This is a genomic window from Thioalkalicoccus limnaeus (genome assembly GCF_041197575.1).
Classification (GTDB): Bacteria; Pseudomonadota; Gammaproteobacteria; order Chromatiales; family Chromatiaceae; genus Thioalkalicoccus; species Thioalkalicoccus limnaeus.
In genome coordinates, this window is record NZ_JBDKXB010000069.1 from 1 (window position 1) to 1817 (window position 1817).

Genomic DNA, 1817 nt, shown 5'->3' on the forward strand with positions numbered 1-1817 from the left:
CCGTATCTGTTCCGTGAAATTCCGTGTTCTTCCGTGGCAATAAATCCTAGAGCCCGAACATGCAAGTCGAAGCCATTTATGACCAAGGTCGGATCGAGTTGATCAGGCCTCTACACCTGCGGCACTCGCGTGTCAGGGTCCTCGTGGAAGTGCCAGATGAAGAAGTCGTCGCGCCACCTGTTGGGGCCGAGCCGCCGGCCATCCATCCCACGGATCAGAGCGACCTTCTGACCGAGATTCGGCACATCCTCGGTCCCCTGCATCGTCAGCGAGTCGCCGCAAGTCATGCGGAGGACAAGGACGCCTTGATCGCAAGTCTCGCGGAAAAGCACGCGCGATGAAAAACCTCGTCTTCGATGTCAACGTCATCCTCGATCTCTGGCTCACGCGCCGCCCGGAAGCCGACCTCCGGCTGATCGCGGCGCTCATCCGCGCTGGGCATCAAGGGCCGGCACCAGGGCTGGGTCGTCAGCTCCAGTTTGCATGTGTTGGAGTATCTCGCCATCCGGCAATTCAAAACCGAAGGCGTCGACCCGGCGACCGCCAAGCAGACCGTCCGCAAGTTGCTCGCCAAACTTCTGGAGGATCTCGACCCGCTCACCTGTTTCGGCTTTCAGCAGGATCGTGCACTCTTGGTCCGCAGCGATCTGGAAGATGCTCAAATCGTTGCGGCGGCCACCCAACTTCAGGGGCCGACGACCATCGTCACCAACGACAAGCGGTTCGATGTCAGCGGCACCACCGTGACGCAGCTCGAGCCCACGGAAGCCCACGCTTGGCTCGATCAACCGTCCTCGCCGGAGGCTTTGGACTTCGTCGATCTGAAGACCCAGCAGGACAAACTGCGCGTGCCGCTGGAGCGCAACCTTCACCGCGTGCTGCACCACGGCCAATACATCCTCGGTCCCGAGGTCCGCGAGCTCGAGGCGCGCCTCGCCGCCTACACGGGTGCCAAGCACGTCATCACGGTCGCGAGCGGCACCGAGGCGCTGCTGATTAGCCTGATGGCGCTTGGCATCGGTCCGGGCGATGAGGTCATCACGACGCCTTTCACCTTCGTCGCCACCGTCGAGGTCATCGTCCTCGTTGGCGCCACGCCGGTCTTCGTCGACATCGACCCGGCCACCGGCAACATCGACGCCGCGCTGATCGAAGCGCGGATCACGGACAAGACCAAGGCCATCATGCCGGTCAGCCTCTACGGCCAGCCGGCCGACATGGACGCGATCAACGCCATCGCCGCCCGCCACGGGCCTATCCCGGTCATCGAAGACGCCGCCCAGAGCTTCGGCGCCACCTACAAAGGCAAGAAGAGCGGCAACCTGAGCACCCTCGGCTGCACCAGCTTCTTCCCGAGCAAGCCGCTGGGCTGTTACGGCGATGGCGGGGCCATCTTCACCAGCGACGACAGCCTCGCCCAAGCCTGCCGCGAGATCCGCGTCCACGGCCAAAGCGCGCGTTACGTCCACACCCGCGTAGGCGTCGGCGGACGCATGGACAGCCTGCAATGCGCCGTCGTCCTCGCCAAACTCAACCGCTTCGACGAAGAGATCGCCCAACGCCAAGCCGTCGCGCGCCGCTACCAGGATTTATTGGCCACGGAAGAACTCGGAAGAACACGGACAACAACGGACAACAAGAACCTCCGTGACGTCCCCGCTTCCTCCGTGGCCCAGGAACCCCCACACGTCCGTGTTCTTCCGAGTTCTTCCGTGGCCCGAGAACCCCCACACGTCCGTGTTCTTCCGAGTTCTTCCGCGGCCCAAGAACCCTCACACGTCCGTGTCCTTCCGAGTTCTTCCGTGGCCAAACCTCTC

The 1817-nt window shown here is 63.2% G+C and carries 2 protein-coding genes; one reads left to right on the forward strand and one right to left on the reverse strand.

The genetic code is table 11. The features are described from left to right. Window positions 1-110: 110 nt before the first annotated feature. Window positions 111-287, reverse strand: coding sequence for a hypothetical protein (locus ABC977_RS18070; protein WP_369668663.1), 177 nt, complete (start codon window positions 285-287; stop codon window positions 111-113). A gap of 201 nt (window positions 288-488) precedes the next feature. Between ABC977_RS18070 and ABC977_RS18075 the strand changes: the two genes are divergently transcribed. Then, window positions 489-1817: DegT/DnrJ/EryC1/StrS family aminotransferase (locus tag ABC977_RS18075; RefSeq protein ID WP_369668664.1), on the forward strand; the 1329-nt coding region annotated here is incomplete at its 3' end.